We start from the raw sequence: 16,446 nt of genomic DNA on the forward strand, positions 1-16,446 counted from the left end.
ATGACAGCTCTCACCTCCCAAGACCCTCTGGTTCTGTACGGCCACACCTTCACCAGCCGCCTGCTGCTGGGCACATCGCGCTACCCCTCGCCTGCGGTGCTGGAGGCAGCCGTCGAGCGCGCCCAGCCCGCCATGGTCACGGCCTCGCTGCGCCGCCAAGGCAGCAACCCGGCCGAGAGTGGCGCCAGCTTCTGGGAGCTGCTGCGCAAGCTGGGCGTGCCCGTGCTGCCCAACACCGCAGGCTGCCACAGCGCCCAAGAAGCCATCACCACCGCACAGATGGCCCGCGAGGTGTTCAACACCCCCTGGATCAAGCTGGAGCTGATCGGCGACGACTACACCCTGCAGCCCGACACGCTGAACCTGGTGAGCACGGCAGAGCACCTGATCAAGGAAGGCTTTCAGGTGCTGCCCTACTGCACCGAAGACCTGGTGCTGTGCCAGCGCCTGGTCGATGTCGGCTGCCAGGCCGTCATGCCCTGGGCCGCGCCCATTGGCACCGGCCGGGGGCCGGTGAACCCCTACGCTCTGCAAACGCTGCGCGAGCGGTTGAGCGTGCCGCTGCTGGTGGACGCGGGCCTGGGCCTGCCCTCACACGCTTGCCAGGTCATGGAATGGGGCTACGACGGCGTGCTGCTGAACACGGCCGTGGCCCTGGCTCAAGACCCTGTGGCCATGGCAGGGGCTTTTGCCGATGCCGTGCAGGCAGGCCGCACAGCCCACCTGGCTGGCGCGATGACGGCGCAAGACTCTGCCCAGCCCAGCACCCCCGTGCTGGGCACGCCCTTCTGGCACCATGCAACCCATGCTTGAGCCCCACACCATGGGCATGGCGCAGGCCATCGCCAGCCACCACGCCGCCACCTTTGCGGGCTTCGAGCCCTTGCAGCCCCCTGCCCCCACCAGCACCGCACCGGCCTACCTGGCAGCGCTGCAGGCCTGCAGCCAACTGGGCTTCATCGCCCACGACGCCGAATGCCTGGCCCGTGCCTGGCATACACAAACCGAGCGCACAGGCCAGTTTGACGCCACCAGCTGGCCCTGCGAGCCGCAGGACTTTGGCTTGCAGCCCCTGCCGCGCGCCCAGGCCTTTGCCGCCTGCCCGCAAGCGCTGGGTTTGTACGCCGTGCTGCCCGATGCCGAGTGGGTGGGCCACATGGCCCGCGCAGGCGTGCCCACCGTGCAACTGCGCTACAAATCTGAAGATGCCCACGCCATTGCCCGCGAGGTACGCAACGCCGTCGCTGCCGTGGCGGGCACCCAGGCGCTGCTGTTCATCAACGACCATTGGCAAGAAGCCATTGCCGCAGGCGCCTATGGCGTGCACCTGGGCCAGGAAGACCTGGACGCACTGACCCCGCAAGAGCTGCGCACCCTGCGCGATTCAGGCGTGCGCCTGGGCGTCAGCACCCACGGCTATGCCGAGATGGTGCGCGCCGATGCCGTGGGCCCCAGCTACATCGCCATGGGCGCTGTGTTCCCCACCACGCTGAAGAAAATGGCCACCGCACCGCAGGGCCTGGGGCGGCTGCAAGCCTATGCCCGGCTGCTGCGGCATTACCCGCAGGTTGCCATTGGGGGCATTGGCCAAGAGCAGTTTGGGGCCGTGCGCGCCACGGGCGTGGGCTCTATCGCGGTGGTGCGTGCGCTGGTGAATGCTGCGCAGCCTGAAGAAGCGGCCACCGCGCTGATGGCGGCACTGCGCGTGCAATGAAGTCGAGGCTGTAAAGCCTTTGCCCTCTGCAACCCGGCGGCCCATGGCACGCCGGGGTTTGCTTATTTTTTACCGGGCGGATTCAGCGGTTCCAGTTCCAGGCTCAACTCCATCAGGTCGTTGGAAGAGCCGAAACCCACCGGCTGGCCCGGAGGGGGCGGTGGCGTCACAGGCACCGGGGGCAAATCACTGATGGTGATGGGCACCGGCTCGGACAGGTCAATGTCCAACGTGAAAGTCGATACCGGTGGGGTGGCCGCCGCCCGGCTGGCGGCGGGGGCTGGCACAGGCACACTGTCCACGAATTCATCGACCAAGCCCTGCGTTTGCGTCGGCACCGTGGCCGGACCATCAGGCATCTCGGCGCCCGCTGCCGCAGGCTGTGTCGGCGGCTCAAAACCAAACTCCAACGCGGCGGCCAAAGAATCCAGGGGGAAATCGGGAGTTGTGTCCAGCGGGCTCAGTGGCGTCAGGGCACTCAACGCATGGGCTGCGGCCGCCTCAAAAGACTGCGCCTTGGGCGTGGTGCGCTTGCGCGGCGGCGGTGCACCCCGCACGCTGGGGGGCGTGGTCTGCGCAATGGCCAGCAGCAAGAGCAAATCGTCAAAAGCGGCCAAATCAAACGGCGCCTTGCGCTTGTCGCCAGACTTGTAGAACATGTGCTTTTCCAGCACACCCAGCACCGCGGCTGAACTCCACTCGGCTTCCACTTCGGCCAACGCCTCGTGGTACTGCTCCAGCGATTTTCCAGCCCGGTCAAACGCGGCGAACTCTGGCACCTGCGCATTGAAGTGCTGCATGAACTTCTGGCGCAGCACATTGAAGTCTGCCGCCCGGCTCAGCGTGCGGTACAGGCGCAGCAACTCCAGGTAGGCCACCGGAGAGGTTTTTTCATGCTCGGCAATGTGCTGGCGCAGCACTTCCACCGCCTGGTCGTGCTCGCCCACAGACACAAAGAACTCGGCCTGTTGCTGGATGTCGAACAGCTCTTCCGGGTTAATGATGTGCTGTAGGACGGGCTCTGAGGAAGCCGGGGTCGCAACGACAGGTTTGGGGGCAAACCCTGCGGCTTCCGCGGAAATTTCTTCAGGCTCCAGCAAGATATCGACCGCAGCCGGGGCAGGCGCTGCCACGCCTGCGGCACCAGAAATGGGCCGTCCCCACCGGTCTGCAGGGTGCTCCTGCACCCGCTCCAGCGGGTCCAGGTCCACCACTTCATGGGTGTCCGATTTGCGGTTGCTAACGGCCACCGACTCGCGCCACGAGCGCGCGGCCTTGGTCGCGGTGCGGTCGGAGCGGCGCCACAACCAGCCACCCAAGCCCAACGCAGCCGCCAAGGCAGCCCCAAGGGCATACACCACCCATGCGGGAAAACGATCTGACTCCAGTTCTTGCAACTGGCGCTGCAACTCGGCCGAAGCGGCCTGGTCGCGCGTGGCCTTGGCGCGCAGTTGGGTCAGCTCCGACTCCAGCTGGCGCTGTGAGGCCTGGCCTTGCTCCTGGCTTTGCGGGTCTGGGTTTAAGCTGCGCCACAGCGCTGCGGCCTGCTCTCTTTGCGGCGTGGCCTCAGACGCTGGGGCCTGAGGCAACTCAGGCGTAGAACGCAAGGTCACGGGCGAATCGAGCCAGATATCAAGCGGCTCCATGACCAGACGGGAGCGAGCGGCTTCTTTGGCGGCAGCTGCCGCAGGCTTGGCAGGAGCGGTTACCGCAGGGGTTGTGCGAGGCTCTTTGCGCACGGCCTGCGCGGTGCGTTGCGAAGCACGCGGCACTGCAGTGGAAGCAGCGGCCGGGCCACCTGCAACACCTTGCTCCAAGCCACCCACTTCCGGGGCGCGTGCAGCCATCACGGCTGCGTCTTGCGGGGATAGAGTTCGATCCCGCAATGGGGCGGTAGCAGCAGCCGCGGCCGCCGGTGCAGCCATGATGCGTTGCGCCGCTTTGGGCGGGTCGGCCAAAAACGTATAGGTGCGCGTGGTGCGGCCTGTGCAGCCAGCCGTCAGCGTGACCTGAACCACAGGTTCATCGATGGCGGTGAACGCCTGCACCCGCACACCGGATGCCAGGGGACTCACCAACACTTTAGACTCGCTGACCAGCGAGTCACCGGATTTGACGCTGACCACCACACACGAGGTGGCGATGTCTGAGCCCTCATCCGGCTTGACATCAAAGGCCAAATCCAACGTATTACCCAGCACCACAGTGCCCCTGCTCGCGCCCAGCGAAAGCGCGGAGGCGCCGGCGGCAACCACCCACAGACCGGCTCCAAAAATGGTGTTACGGATTTTCACAATAATTTCTGTTTTTGGTGCAGCCCATTCTTGCACATAAGTGCGCGCCTAGGGCCACAGCCATAATGGCGCTATGAAAATTCATTTTTCCACCATCGCCATTGTGGGCACGGGGGCCATGGGCCGGGGCATTGCACAAATCGCCGCCCAGGCCGGCAGCCAGGTCTGGTTGCTCGACACGCAAACCGGCGCCGCCGAAAAAGCCAAGCAAGCCCTGCAAGAACAATGGGGCAAGCTGGTGGCCAAAGACCGCATCACGCCAGAGCAAGCCCAGGCCTGGGGCAACCAGTTGCAAATAGCCAACACAGTGGCCGATTTGACCGCCTGTGAGCTGGTCATCGAAGCCGTGGTGGAACGCCTTGACGTCAAGCAAGCCCTGTTCGCAGAGCTGGAACGCACACTGCCCGCGCACGCCGTGTGGGCCACCAATACATCGTCCCTGTCGGTCACGGCCATTGCCGCTGGCCTGAAGCAGCCTGAGCGGCTGGCCGGTTTTCACTTCTTCAACCCCGTACCACTGATGAAAGTGGTGGAAGTGGTGGCTGGGCTCAAGACCGCCCCCGCGCTTTGCCAGGCCCTCACGGCCTACGCCCGTGAAATGGGGCACACCCCCGTGCAGGCCCAAGACACGCCGGGCTTCATCGTCAACCACGCCGGGCGCGGCTTTGGCACCGAGGCACTGCGCATCGTCAGCGAGGGCGTGGCCGACTTCGCCACCATCGACTGCATCCTGCGCGACCAGGTGGGCTTCAAGCTCGGGCCTTTTGAGCTGATGGACCTGACGGCGCTGGACGTGTCGCACCCCGTCATGGAATCCATCTACCACCAGTATTACGAAGAGCCGCGCTTTCGCCCCAGCGTCATCACCGCGCAGCGGCTGGCGGGCGGCGTGCTGGGCAAGAAGGTGGGCGATGGTTTTTACCGCTATGTAGATGGCGCGGCCCAGGTGCCCGCAGAGCCCCCTGTGCCGGTGGTGCAAGACATTCCACCGGTGTGGGTATCGCCCCGGGCTTCACGGCGCATGGAGCTGTACCAGTTGCTCAAGGACCTGGGTGCCACCATCGAGACCGGCGCATCACCTTCGCCCCATGCCATCACCCTGGTCGCCCCGCTGGGGTTTGATGTAACCACGGTGGCAGTAGTCGAGCGGCTGGACCCGGCACGCACCATTGGCATCGACATGCTGGTGGAGGAAGCCGCCACCAAGCGGCGCGTGCTGGCCACCAACCCAGCCACGCGCGTGGACATCCGCAACGCCGCACACGCATTGTTTGCCCGTGACGGCAAGCCCGTGAGCGTGATCCGCGACAGCGGCGGTTTTGTCACCCAGCGCGTCGTGGCCACCATCGTCAACATCGCGGCAGATATTTGCCAGCAAGGCATTTGCTCGCCCAAGGACCTGGAAACCGCCGTGACCCTGGGCCTGGGCTACCCGCTGGGGCCATTGGCCATGGGCGACCGCTGGGGCCCCACCAATATCCTGGAGGTGCTGTTCAATATGCAGACCGTGTATGGCGACACCCGCTACCGCCCCAGCCCCTGGCTGCGCCGCCGGGGCGCCATTGGCCTGAGCCTGACCCACGTCGAAGAAAGCTGAGTCCATGCCCGCCCAACTGCTGAGCACCAGCGAAGGCCAGACACTGGTCCTGACCCTGAGCAACCCCGAGCTGCGCAACGCCATTGAGCCCGCCATGTATGCCGCGGGCATCGAGGCCCTGAATGTGGCCGAGCGCAGCCCCGATGTGCGCAGCGTGGTGATCACCGGCGCGGGCGGCATGTTCTGCTCGGGCGGCAACCTGCAGCGCCTGCAAGCCAACCGCCAGCAGCCCCCCGAGGTGCAAGCCCAGAGCATTGAAGGCCTGCACCAGTGGATCGAGACCATCCGCACCTACCCCAAGCCCATCATTGCGGCCGTGGAAGGCGCGGCGGCCGGCGCGGGCTTTTCGCTGGCCCTGGCCTGCGACATGGTGGTGGCCGCACGCGACGCGGTGTTTTTGATGGCCTACAGCAACGTAGCCCTGTCGCCCGACGGGGGCGCCAGCTGGAGCCTGGCCCACGCCCTGCCCCGCGCCCTGGCGACCGAGCTGCTGATGTGCGGCGAAAAGATAGCGGCCGAGCGGCTGCACGCGCTGGGCCTGGTCAACCGCCTGAGCAACCCCGGCGATGCCCTGGGCACCGCCTTGCAGTTGGCCGAGCGGCTGAACCAACGGGCGCCCAATGTGCTTGCCAGCATCAAGGAGCTGGTCAGCGATGCGCCCCACCAGCCGCTGAGCACGCACCTCGACAGCGAACGCGACCACTTTGTCAAAAACCTGCACCATGCCAACGCGGGTGAAGGCATTGCGGCCTTTCTTGAAAAACGCAGCCCGCGCTACGACTGAGCGCCCCACCGCTACTGCAGCACCCACCGTGACACCATTCATGCCCTGCGTCCTTGCGGACCAGGGCATTTTTGTTTCCACCAGGACCCAAGCCCAACACCCGTACCCGCAGGCACAGACGCACAGGTGACAACCCCAGGCAAAGGCCCGGGTCCCTCACGCGACAATGAAGCTGTTACCAGTCACCCAAAAGACAGACCATGGACGACCCGATTCTTACTATCGAAGAACGTGAAGCGATCAATTCCGGTCGCTGGTTCTCATCCCTTTCACCCTCACTGCGACACGACATCCTCCGATGCGCCTATGTCAAACGCTTCAAGGACGGCGGCCTCATAGCCGCCCGGGGCGATCCGCCCGAGGAGTGGATTGCCTGCGCGCGCGGGGCGGTGAGGGTCAGCTCCACGTCCATCTCGGGCAAGCAGATCACGCTGACCTATGTGGAGCCCGGCATCTGGTTTGGCGACGTGGCGATTTTCGATGGGGACCGGCGCACGCACGATGCCTATGCACACGGCGACACCACCGTGCTGTGCGTGGCCAAGGCCGACTTCAAGAAAATCCTGGCAGCGCACACCGAGTTCTACGAAGCCATGCTGCGCCTGCATGCGCGCCGCATACGCCAGCTGTACGGCCTGGTGGAAGACCTCAACACCCTGCCTCTGCGTGCGCGGCTGGCCAAGCAGCTGTTGCACCTGGTGCGCAGCTATGGCACTCCCAGCCTGTCAGATGGCAGCGAGATGCGCATTGGCCTGCAATTGGCGCAGGAAGAATTGGCACAGTTGCTGGGCGCATCGCGCCAGCGCGTGAACCAGGAGCTCAAGTCCATGGAGCGCGAGGACGCCATTCGCATCGAGCCCGGTGGCCTGGTGGTACGCAACCGCGAGGCGCTGATGCGCATTGCGGAAACCGACACCTGAGCCCCACTACTCCTCTAGCACGCAGCCCCCGCAATGCCTGGGCTGCAGTTCCTGGGCCGTGCGCCACATCGGCGCACGCAGCCACCCACCCACACCCCGGCAATAGCCGCCCCAGCGCGCAGCAAGCACAGCCCTGCGCAGGCGCAGCCATGCCCAAACCCATTCCATCCCTCATCCCCCATGAGCAACTTTGACCATTTCGTGGGCACACGCCCCGTGTCTGACCAGCACGCCTTTGACACAGCCGCGCTCACCGACTGGCTCGGCCGCCACATGCCGGGCTTTGCGGGGCCGCTCACGGTAGAGATGTTCAAGGGCGGGCAATCCAATCCCACCTACAAACTCATCACCCCCGGAGCCAGCTATGTGATGCGCGCCAAACCCGGGCCCGTGGCCAAGCTGCTGCCTTCGGCCCACGCCGTGGAGCGCGAATTTGCGGTGATGAGCGGCCTGCAAGGCACCGATGTGCCCGTGCCCCGCATGCATGTGCTGTGCGAAGACGAATCGGTGATTGGCCGCGCCTTCTACGTGATGGAGTGCATGCAGGGCCGCGTGCTGTGGGACCAGTCCTTGCCCGGCATGGCGCCCGCCGAGCGCGGCGCCATCTACAACGAGATGAACCGCGTGATTGCCGCGCTGCACACCGTGAAGTTTGCCGACCGGGGCCTGGCCAGCTACGGCAAGCCCGGCAATTACTTCGACCGCCAGATTGGCCGCTGGAGCAAGCAGTACGTTGCCTCCATCACCCAGCCCATCGAAGAGATGGACCGGCTGATGGAATGGCTGCCCGCGCACATGCCTGCCAGCGCCAGGGATGAGAGCCAAGTCTCCATCGTGCATGGCGACTTCCGGCTGGACAACCTCATGTTCCACCCCACCGAGCCCCGCGTGATCGCCGTGCTGGACTGGGAACTGTCCACCCTGGGCCACCCGCTGGCCGACTTCAGCTACCACTGCATGAGCTGGCACATCCCGGCAGCGCTGGGGCGCGGCATTGCGGGGCAAGACCTGGCCGCCCTGGGCATTCCGGATGAAGACAGCTACATCCGCAGCTACTGCGAGCGCACCGGCATTGCCACGCCCGAGGCGCTGCAGACCGACTGGAACTTCTACATGGCCTACAACATGTTCCGCATCGCGGCCATCTTGCAAGGCATTGCCAAGCGGGTCGAGGCGGGCACCGCCTCCAGCGCGCAGGCCAAGGCATCGGGCGACACCGCCCGCCCCATGGCGCAGCTGGCCTGGTCGTTTGCCCAACGCGGCTGAGCACGCCATCACAGAACAACACCCACCGATTTTTCACGGAGAACCCCATGGACTTTGACTACTCCCCCAAGACCAAGGAACTGCAGGCCAAACTGCTCCAGTTCATGGACGAGCACATCTACCCCTCCGAGGCGGCCTACAAGGCCGAGCTGCTGGCCAACACCGCCGCAGGCAAGCGCTGGTCGGCCCTGAGCACCATCGAAAACCTCAAGCCCAAGGCCCAGGCCGCAGGCCTGTGGAACCTGTTTTTGCCGGTGGACAGCGCCGCCGCCTCGGGCTACGCAGGCGCAGGCCTCACCAACCAGGAATACGCGCCCCTGGCCGAAATCATGGGCCGCGTGCCATGGGCCAGCGAGGTGTTCAACTGCTCGGCGCCCGACACCGGCAACATGGAAACCATCGCCCGCTATGGCGACGAAGCCAACAAGGCGCGCTGGCTCAAGCCGCTGCTCGAAGGCAAGATCCGCTCCGCATTCGCCATGACCGAACCTGACGTGGCATCGAGCGACGCCACCAACATCGAGACGCGCATCGAGCGCCAGGGTGATGAATACGTCATCAACGGCCGCAAATGGTGGATTTCGGGCGCGGCCGATCCGCGCTGCGCCGTCTACATCACCATGGGCAAGACCGACCCCGAGGCGCCCCGGCACTCACAGCAAAGCATGGTGCTGGTGCCCGCTGACGCCAAGGGCATTACGGTCATTCGCCCGCTCAACGTGTTTGGCTACGACGACGCACCCCACGGCCACGTGGAGATGACGTTTGAAAACGTGCGCGTGCCCGTCTCCAACATCCTGCTGGGCGAAGGCCGTGGTTTCGAGATCGCCCAAGGCCGCCTGGGCCCCGGGCGCATCCACCACTGCATGCGCCTCATTGGCCTGGCCGAGCGCGCGCTGGAGCTGATGTGCAAGCGCGCCAGCAGCCGCGTGGCCTTTGGCAAGACCGTGGCGCAGCAAACCGTGACGCAAGAGCGCATTGCCGAAGCCCGCTGCAAGATTGACATGGCCCGCCTGCTGACCCTGAAGGCCGCCTGGCTGATGGACGTGGCAGGCAACAAGGTGGCCAAGACCGAAATCGCCATGATCAAGGTGGTGGCCCCCAGCATGGCCTGCCAGGTGATCGACTGGGCCATGCAGGCCCACGGCGGCGGCGGCATGAGCGACGACTTCCCCCTGGCCTATGCCTACGCCGGTGCGCGCACCCTGCGCTTTGCCGACGGCCCGGACGAAGTGCACCGCAACGCCATTGCCAAGTGGGAGCTGGGCAAGTACGGCAGCTACGGCCGCGACGCGGGCGTGCCCATCACACGCGGCGCCTGAGAGGCTGAGGCCAAGCGCGGGACAACCCGCCACCCCGCAACCCACAGCACCAGCCCATGGCCCTCCAAGGCCATGGGCTTTTTTGTGGAGGGCTGTTGCCTGTGGCGCGGCAAAATCAGCGCACCGCTTTTGCCCCACCCCACGTGACCACCGCTCGCCACCCACCCAACGCACAGCACGCCACCGCCCTCACCCGCCGCCAATGGAGCCGCTGGGCCACGGGTGCCCTGGCCTTGGCCGCCCCTGGCGCCTGGGCCAGTGCGGCGCAGGGCACGGACGATGGTGAATGGCAAGCCTCGGCCACCGCAAGGCAACTGCTGCGCTGGGTGGCGGGCACGGCAGACAACGCGGGCATGCCCTTTGTGGTGATCGACAAGCCCGAGGCCTGCGCGCATGTGTTCTCAGGCCGCGCCCAGTGGCTGGGCAGCGCGCCCGTGCTGCTGGGGCTGGCAGCGGGCGACCGCAGCGTGCCCGGCATTGGGCAGCGCCCCGTGGCCCAGGTACGCCCGCACGAGCGCACCACGCCCGCAGGCCGGTTTGTGACCGAGCCCGGCCAGAACCTGCAAGGCGAAGACATTGTGTGGATTGACTACGACGCGGCGGTATCGCTGCACCGCGTGCGCAGCGCCACGGCCATCGAGCGGCGCCTGCAGCGCCTGGCCAGCCCGCGGGCGCGCGACCGGCGCATCAGCTACGGCTGCATCAACGCACCCGATGCGTTCTACAGCCAGCACATCGCGCCCTACCTGGGGCAGGTGCCCGGCGTGGCCTATGTGCTGCCTGACACCGAGCCATTTGCTACGTTTTTTATAGCTGCCAGCGCTTATTGAATAAGCGCTAGTAGGCTATTTAGCATGAATTTTGCAGATGCCTGAGACCCACCCCGTTCGCCCTGAGCCTGTCGAAGGGCCGTTCAAAGGAGTGCCCTGGCTTCGACAAGCTCAGCCCGAACGGCTGGGGTAGATGTCAGACTATTTGGCTAAAAAGCCTCCGCACTGCCTCAGAAGGCCACCTTCACCCCCACCGTCACACTGCGCCCCATCAGCGGCGCAGCGGTCTTGATGAACGAGGTGTGCGCATAGGCCAGGCGGTCGGTCAGGTTGTTGCCCTTGACGTACAGCTGCCATGGCGAGCCGTTGGCCAGCTTGCCGTTGTAGGCGGCGCCCAGGTTCAGCATGCCGTAGCCGGGGGTCGCGGTTTCAAACTCGGCCACGCGGCTTTGGCGGGCCACTTGCACCCATTCCACCTGGCCTTCCCACTCCGCCCAATTGGCGTCCAGCCGCAAACCAGCACGGGTGGCCGGGATACGGGGCAGGTTGCCACCGCCGTCGAGCTTGGCGCGCACGGTGTCGCCAAACAGCGTAAGCCCCAAGTTGCGCGTGAGGGCCTGGCGCACCTGGCCTTCAATGCCGGTGAAGGTGGCGTCGGCCTGGCTGTACTGCAGCAGTTGCAGGCCATCCAGCGCATCGAGCGTGCGGCCGTAGATGTAGTTGTTGATCTTGTTGTGGAACACGCTCACGCCAAAGGTGGTGTCGCCACTGGTCTTTTTCAGGCTCACGTCGATGTTTTGCGAAGTCTCCGAGCGCAGATCGGCGTTGCCCCGCTCGTACGTGCTGGTGGCCATGTGCAGGCCCCGGGCGTACAGCTCTTCGGCCGACGGCGCGCGGCTGGCGCGGGTGAACGAGGTGCCCACCTGGTAGCCGGGCGTGAAGCGCCACACCGCGCCCAGCGATGCCGAGGTGCCGTTGTGGCTGCGCTCGATGCCTGTGGTCTGCGCCTCGGCAGTCTGGCGGTCGTGGCGCAGTGCGCCTTCAAAGCGCCAGTCGCCCAGGCGGTATTCCTCCAACATAAACAGGCCCACCTTGCGGGTGACAGTGGGCTCAACGTAAGCCTCTTCGCCTTCGGCGCTGAACTTGCGCTGCGAGGTCTGCAGGCCCACCACGCCCTTGAACCCGGCAATGGGCTCGTGCTGCAGCTCCACGCGGGTGTCGTAGGCCTTGTTCTTGAAGGTGGTGCTGATGGCACCGTCTTCGACTTCGTCGTGCACATAGTCGGTCACGCCAGCGCGCAGGCGCAGGGCTGAGAAGCCTGCGAAAGGGTTGCGCAGTTCGCCGCGCACGTCAAAGCGTTCGCTGCGCAGGTCCACCACGGGCACATCGGCCGGGTCGTGCACTTCGACGGGCCCAGTGGGTGCCGGGCAGTCGAGCCGGTTTCCATTCACGCCACAGCCTTCAAAGCTGTGGTTGTGCCCCGGCAGTCCGTACTTGGCCGTCTGGCGCGTGTAGGCAGCGCCCAGGTAGCCTTGCTCGCCCACCCACGACAAGCCCACGCTGCCCGTGTCGGTGCGGTTGAAGCTGCCCGGCACCTTGCGGGTGGCCTCGCCCTCGGGCGCCCAGCCCTTGCCCACGCGGTAGTCGCCCGCATCGCGCGCCACGCCCTCCACATGCACCGCCAGGTTGCCCGCACCGCCCGTGAGCGAGAAAGCGCCGGCCCCCTCACGGGCGCCCGTGTTGGCACGCAGCTCGGCGCTGCCTTCGTACCCCTTTTGCGGAATGGCCGTGGGCACCTTGCCATCGAGCACATTGACCACGCCACCCACCGCACCGTTGCCATACACCAGGGCCGACGGGCCGCGCAGCACTTCGATCTGCGTGGCCAGCATGGGCTCGGACACCACGGCGTGGTCGGGGCTGATGGTGGAGGCATCGTGCAGCTCGGCACCGTCGCTGAGCACGCGCACACGCGGGCCATCCATGCCGCGAATGATGGGGCGGCTGGCCCCAGCGCCAAAGTGGCTGCTGGTGATGCCGGGCTCGCTGTTGAGCGTCTCGCCCAGCGTGGCCTCGCGGCGGCGCACCAGCTCGTCACCTTCGAGCACCGTCACCGGCGTGGTCATGTCATTGGCGCCCAGTTGCAGGCCGCTGGCAGAGACGGTGACGGCAGGCAGGCTGGCTTCGGCTGCAGCAGCGGGCGCCACGGCCTGAGCCTGGGCCAGCCCGGTGCCAGCCACGGCCAACAGGGCAACGGCCAGGGCCACAGGGCGCAGGGCCAGGCGATGGGGGGCAAGTGTGGAGTGAATCATGAGGAAACCTTGGGAATCAGAAAAATCGAACGCAACCACCCCGCAGCACGCACAGCGCAACACACAGCGCGCCATGGCAGACAGGCACAGGCCAGCCCACTCTGCGGGATATAGAACAAAAATGCACGCCAGCGCTTATCAATCAAGCGCAAGCAGCTATCAAAAAAGGAGCAATCAACCCAAAGCGAAGCCGCCACGCAGGGCACAGCACGGGATGGGAAGCAATAGGCCAGAGGGAATGCGCGGAGCGAACGGGCGCAGCAGAAGCCACCCGCTGCCCTGGCAGCCCAAGGCCACCGGGTCAGATCGCAACGGTCAGCGGCTCGGGCCCGCAACTGGGGCCTGCGTATGTCAAGCCCGCAGGGCTGCAGGCGGTGCGCGGGCCTGGAACAGCGCCCGGTGCAGTGCGAACGCATGCTGCGTCCAGCCCACCGGGGCGGCATGGATGCCATGGCTGGCTGGCACGCCCAATGCGGGGGCGAGCAGCACATCGGCCAGGGCCAGTTGGTCCAGCAACAGGCAGTCTGCCCCGCTGGCGTGGGTGGGCACCAGGGCCGCCAAGGCCTTGGATGCCACGGGCGCGGGCAGGCCCTGTGCGCTGGCGTGGGCGTGTGCCTGGGGGGCGGTGCCAACCGCTGGCGCCACCCCACCCACCTGCAAAGGGAGCTGGGTGGTGAGGTGGACGGTGGAGTGCAAGGCCTGGTGCACCCGGCCCAGGGTGGGCACCAGCACCAGGGCCAGCAGCAACCAAGCCAGCCAGGCCGCGTTCCAGGCGCGCACCCCGGCCCGCGTGCGCAGTGCGGTGCGCGCAGGTGGGCGGTGGTGCAACAGGGGCTTGGACATGGGCAAGGGCAAGGGCGAAATAGGCAGCGGGTTGGGGAGACTATCGGAATTGGAAATCGTCGGCTGCAAATGGACCGCAGCGGGGCCAATTTTGGTGAAACCTTCGGTTTTCGCGATCAACGCTCCAAGTCCGACAGCCTCCTAAGTCGGCAAACTCAAAAAACAAACAGCATCAAAACAGTGTGGGCCAAGGCAGCGCCTGGGCGAGCCCCCTGCCCTCACTTCACGGGCTCGGCCTCCACCATGCGGTAGAACAGCCCATAGGGGTCGTTGGGCAGCACATTGAATTTGCCCTCCACCACCACGGGCTCCAGCGAATATCGCACAGGCGTCTTGGCCTTGACTTCAACCATGCTTTCAGGCCCGCCCGGGATGCAGAACGAGCAAGTCAGCGGCACAGAGGTGAGCAAAAAGTGCTTTTGCGTGGGCTTGGCGTCCATGGGCACCATGAAGCCCTGGATGCGCTGCACCGTCTGGTGCATGGCCTGCTGCTGGGCGTTGAAGACGGGCAGCACGGCGGTCTTGGTGGTGTTTTTCTTCAGGTCACTCAACACGGACCAGGGCACCACGTCGCCCCGCACGGGCAGCGGGGCAATCGGGCTGTTGGGGCTGTGGTAGCCCGGCCCCGAGCCCGCCACCGCAGGCTGCCCGTGGGTGCCTGCGGGCAAAGGCGAGCTGAGCACGGACGCGCCCGCTGCACCGGGGGCTTGCGCCTGCGCCGCCCCCGGCAACACCCCGCCCAGCAGCACACCCGCCGCCGCCAGCCAGGCCAGCGCCCAAACAGGGCTATGCGCATCCAGGCGGTTGAGGGCGCCCGTGGGGATCCCAGTGCGGGACGTGTAGGAAGTTCGGCAGACCATGGGCCGGGCTCTTTCAATCAACGCAAAACCAAAACGGTGCGAGGCACATCGGGCGGCTAGGGATGTCCTGCATAACCCTCGCGAGTCGGTGGTAGTGCGGATCGGGATAGGCCGCAAGGCGTCTTTTCGCAGCCAATAGCAGGGCTATTGGCAAGAAAAGCAACGCAGCGGACTGCCCGAGGCCGCGCTATCACAGACCGCAGGGCGTTATGCAGGACATCCCAAGCCATCAATGCGCGTGCTTCATACCGCAGTATTTTCCGATGGCCAGGTTTTTACACGCCGCTTGCAGGTCTTTCATGCACTGGGCTTCGCCTTTGCCAGCCTCCAGGCATTTGGCAGCGGCCTCGTGCGCAACGGCCATGGCGCGGTGGCGCTCGATGTCTTCCTTGGTTTCCTTGTCAGAGTGGCCCTGGGCCAAGGCTGCAGCGCTGGCCAGCAGCAAGGGGGCCAGGCACAAAGCCGTCCACAGTTTTTTCATGGTGATTCCTTTCAGGTGAGATCGACGGACAACAAAACACATAACGATCAAGGCTGCACCAGCAGGTCGGCCACATCGGTGCGGTAAGCCTGCATGGCTGGCAACAGGGCCGCCAGCGCGGCCACCAGGCCCGCCAGCAGGGGCACCCCGGCCTCTTCGGGCAGCCACAGGGCCCCGGTGACCGGCAACAGCCCCTGCGCCTGCAGCGCCCAGCCCAGCGCGTGCGCCAGGCCGTGGCCCAGCAGCAGGCCCAAGGCGCAGGCCAGGGCCGCCAACCAAAGCGCCTCGCACAGCACCAGCCCGGCCACGCGGCCCGGGGGGGCGCCCAGCATGCGCAGCATGGCCAGGTCAAAGCGGCGCTCGCGCACGGCGTTCCACAGCGCAATGAACACGCTGAGCGCCGCCACGGCCAGCAGCACGCCACCAAAGGCGCGCAGCACATCGGCCCCCACGCCCAGCAGGCGCAGCAGGCGGGTCACTTCAATGGCCGGTGCCGCAGCCTGCATGGAGGTGTTGGCGTTGATGGCGCGCGACAGCGACACGGCGGCCAGCGGCGTGCGGTAGCGCACCAGGGCCACGGTCACTTCGCGCTCTTGCTTCAGGATTTCCAGGTCTTCAGGGTCATCGGCGGTGGCGGTTTCGTGCACCAGCCACACCGATTCGGTGCTGGTGAGGATGAGCCGATCGAGCACACAGCCGCACGGCGCCAGCACGCCGCTGACACGGTAGGGGTGGTCGCCATGGGCATGCCCCCCAGCGCCCAGGCCATGGGTACCAACAAATGTGGCGCCCACCAGTGGCTCGCCTTCGTGCCCCGGCTGCACCACGCTGCGCGCCACCGTGGCGCCCAGCACAGCGTCCATGGGCTGTTGCCACAGGGCGCCCTGGGCCAGCTCGGCGCGGTAGTGGGCGGGGTAGTCGGGCGTGGTGCCCACGATGCGAAAGCCCTGGTAGCTGTCGCCCAGGCTCAGCGGTATCACCTGGGACACCAGCGGGTTGCGCTGCAGGTCCTGCACCTCTTGCAGGGGAATGTTGCCCGTGGGCACGTCGATGTGAAACACCCCCGCCAGGATGAGCTGCAGCGGGCTGCCCTTGGCGCCCACCACCAGGTCAATGCCGTCCAGGTCGCGCTCAAACGCCTGGTCGAGTTGGGTGGACACCAGCAGCACCAGCGTGATGGCCGCCAGCCCCAGGGTGAGCAGCAGCAGGTTGAGCGCTGCGGCCAGCGGCCGCGACCACAGATAGCGCCAGGCCAAAGCAGCTGTTTTCGCTATATTTTTCAT

Annotated in this window: 14 protein-coding genes; 8 read left to right on the forward strand and 6 right to left on the reverse strand. The window is 66.1% G+C overall.

Annotation, left to right across the window (positions count from 1 at the left end):
* Entirely contained in the window at positions 1 to 813 is an 813-nt protein-coding gene (locus CLU86_RS08600) for a thiazole synthase (protein WP_099741327.1), read from the forward strand.
* Positions 797 to 1,714, forward strand: coding sequence for a thiamine phosphate synthase (locus tag CLU86_RS08605; protein WP_369803818.1), 918 nt, complete (start codon positions 797 to 799; stop codon positions 1,712 to 1,714). Before CLU86_RS08600 ends, CLU86_RS08605 begins: the two co-directional genes overlap by 17 nt.
* Before the next feature lie 62 nt (positions 1,715 to 1,776).
* Here the strand turns inward: CLU86_RS08605 and CLU86_RS08610 are convergent, their stop codons facing one another.
* A complete protein-coding gene (locus CLU86_RS08610; RefSeq protein ID WP_233194899.1) occupies positions 1,777 to 3,915 on the reverse strand; it encodes a hypothetical protein in 2,139 nt (712 codons plus the stop codon).
* 166 nt (positions 3,916 to 4,081) lie between these two features.
* On the opposite strand from CLU86_RS08610, the gene CLU86_RS08615 reads away from it, so the two are divergent.
* From CLU86_RS08615 to CLU86_RS08640, 6 genes are all read left to right on the forward strand, one after another.
* The gene (locus CLU86_RS08615; protein WP_099741329.1) at positions 4,082 to 5,605 is read left to right on the forward strand and encodes a 3-hydroxyacyl-CoA dehydrogenase; all 1,524 of its coding nucleotides are present in this window, start codon (positions 4,082 to 4,084) and stop codon (positions 5,603 to 5,605) included.
* A gap of 4 nt (positions 5,606 to 5,609) precedes the next feature.
* Positions 5,610 to 6,389 (forward strand): oxepin-CoA hydrolase, alternative type, encoded by a 780-nt coding sequence (locus CLU86_RS08620; RefSeq protein WP_099741330.1) that lies wholly within the window; start codon positions 5,610 to 5,612, stop codon positions 6,387 to 6,389.
* A gap of 200 nt (positions 6,390 to 6,589) precedes the next feature.
* Complete coding sequence (locus tag CLU86_RS08625) at positions 6,590 to 7,309, forward strand: Crp/Fnr family transcriptional regulator (protein ID WP_099655693.1); 720 nt, start codon at positions 6,590 to 6,592, stop codon at positions 7,307 to 7,309.
* A gap of 180 nt (positions 7,310 to 7,489) precedes the next feature.
* Entirely contained in the window at positions 7,490 to 8,575 is a 1,086-nt protein-coding gene (locus CLU86_RS08630) for a phosphotransferase (protein ID WP_099741331.1), read from the forward strand.
* A 47-nt stretch (positions 8,576 to 8,622) separates the two neighbouring features.
* Complete coding sequence (locus tag CLU86_RS08635; protein WP_099741332.1) at positions 8,623 to 9,897, forward strand: acyl-CoA dehydrogenase family protein; 1,275 nt, start codon at positions 8,623 to 8,625, stop codon at positions 9,895 to 9,897.
* A gap of 143 nt (positions 9,898 to 10,040) precedes the next feature.
* On the forward strand, positions 10,041 to 10,727 hold the full coding sequence (locus tag CLU86_RS08640) for a hypothetical protein (protein WP_233194900.1): 687 nt from the start codon (positions 10,041 to 10,043) through the stop codon (positions 10,725 to 10,727).
* Positions 10,728 to 10,897: 170 nt separating this feature from the next.
* Here CLU86_RS08640 and CLU86_RS08645 read toward each other — a convergent pair whose 3' ends face one another.
* From CLU86_RS08645 to CLU86_RS08665, 5 genes are all read right to left on the reverse strand, one after another.
* On the reverse strand, positions 10,898 to 12,979 hold the full coding sequence (locus CLU86_RS08645; protein WP_099741333.1) for a TonB-dependent receptor: 2,082 nt from the start codon (positions 12,977 to 12,979) through the stop codon (positions 10,898 to 10,900).
* Positions 12,980 to 13,330: 351 nt separating this feature from the next.
* The gene (locus CLU86_RS08650; protein WP_233194901.1) at positions 13,331 to 13,822 is read right to left on the reverse strand and encodes a hypothetical protein; all 492 of its coding nucleotides are present in this window, start codon (positions 13,820 to 13,822) and stop codon (positions 13,331 to 13,333) included.
* A 218-nt stretch (positions 13,823 to 14,040) separates the two neighbouring features.
* A complete protein-coding gene (locus CLU86_RS08655; protein WP_121728635.1) occupies positions 14,041 to 14,682 on the reverse strand; it encodes a DUF3299 domain-containing protein in 642 nt (213 codons plus the stop codon).
* A 229-nt stretch (positions 14,683 to 14,911) separates the two neighbouring features.
* Positions 14,912 to 15,163, reverse strand: coding sequence for a hypothetical protein (locus CLU86_RS08660; RefSeq protein WP_099741334.1), 252 nt, complete (start codon positions 15,161 to 15,163; stop codon positions 14,912 to 14,914).
* A gap of 47 nt (positions 15,164 to 15,210) precedes the next feature.
* Positions 15,211 to 16,446 (reverse strand): FtsX-like permease family protein, encoded by a 1,236-nt coding sequence (locus CLU86_RS08665; RefSeq protein WP_099741335.1) that lies wholly within the window; start codon positions 16,444 to 16,446, stop codon positions 15,211 to 15,213.

The organism is Acidovorax sp. 62, from assembly GCF_002754495.1.
Lineage (GTDB): Bacteria > Pseudomonadota > Gammaproteobacteria > Burkholderiales > Burkholderiaceae_C > Acidovorax.

Bases quoted from the DNA above. Each gene is read 5' to 3' on its own strand.
- CLU86_RS08600 (WP_099741327.1), top strand. From the start codon at position 1: ATGACAGCTCTCACCTCCCAAGACCCTCTGGTTCTGTACGGCCACACC.
- CLU86_RS08605 (WP_369803818.1), top strand. From the start codon at position 797: ATGCAACCCATGCTTGAGCCCCACACCATGGGCATGGCGCAGGCCATC.
- CLU86_RS08615 (WP_099741329.1), top strand. From the start codon at position 4,082: ATGAAAATTCATTTTTCCACCATCGCCATTGTGGGCACGGGGGCCATG.
- CLU86_RS08620 (WP_099741330.1), top strand. From the start codon at position 5,610: ATGCCCGCCCAACTGCTGAGCACCAGCGAAGGCCAGACACTGGTCCTG.
- CLU86_RS08625 (WP_099655693.1), top strand. From the start codon at position 6,590: ATGGACGACCCGATTCTTACTATCGAAGAACGTGAAGCGATCAATTCC.
- CLU86_RS08630 (WP_099741331.1), top strand. From the start codon at position 7,490: ATGAGCAACTTTGACCATTTCGTGGGCACACGCCCCGTGTCTGACCAG.
- CLU86_RS08635 (WP_099741332.1), top strand. From the start codon at position 8,623: ATGGACTTTGACTACTCCCCCAAGACCAAGGAACTGCAGGCCAAACTG.
- CLU86_RS08645 (WP_099741333.1), bottom strand. From the start codon at position 12,979: ATGATTCACTCCACACTTGCCCCCCATCGCCTGGCCCTGCGCCCTGTG.
- CLU86_RS08650 (WP_233194901.1), bottom strand. From the start codon at position 13,822: ATGTCCAAGCCCCTGTTGCACCACCGCCCACCTGCGCGCACCGCACTG.
- CLU86_RS08655 (WP_121728635.1), bottom strand. From the start codon at position 14,682: ATGGTCTGCCGAACTTCCTACACGTCCCGCACTGGGATCCCCACGGGC.
- CLU86_RS08660 (WP_099741334.1), bottom strand. From the start codon at position 15,163: ATGAAAAAACTGTGGACGGCTTTGTGCCTGGCCCCCTTGCTGCTGGCC.
- CLU86_RS08665 (WP_099741335.1), bottom strand. From the start codon at position 16,446: ATGAAAAATATAGCGAAAACAGCTGCTTTGGCCTGGCGCTATCTGTGG.